The following is a 227-nucleotide window of genomic DNA, read 5'->3' as shown; positions in this document are numbered from 1 at the left end:
GAACAACTGCATCTCGTGGATGTGTTCTTGCCCCCCGAGGAGTACCTCTCCCCAGGGCAGGTGAAGGAGAAACTCGACGCATACAAGCAACAGCAGCGACAGCAGGTGGCGCAACTGCAAACCGAACTGCAGCGCGCGAAGGCGCAAATCGCTCGCTACAAAGACCCGGCCAACCACCCGGCACTCTTGCGCCAACAGGAACAAATCGACACCATGCAGGCTAAGCT

The 227-nt window shown here is 58.6% G+C and carries 1 protein-coding gene; it reads left to right on the top strand.

All coding sequences use genetic code 11. The features are described 5' to 3' along the window. The coding region (locus tag AC0QH1_RS00360) for a hypothetical protein (protein ID WP_324628759.1) at positions 1-227 on the top strand (227 nt) is incomplete at both ends.

The organism is Phormidium sp. CCY1219 (assembly GCF_055795085.1).
The sequence above is the reverse complement of the archived record's forward strand: the minus strand, read 5'-3'. Positions and strand labels throughout refer to the sequence as shown.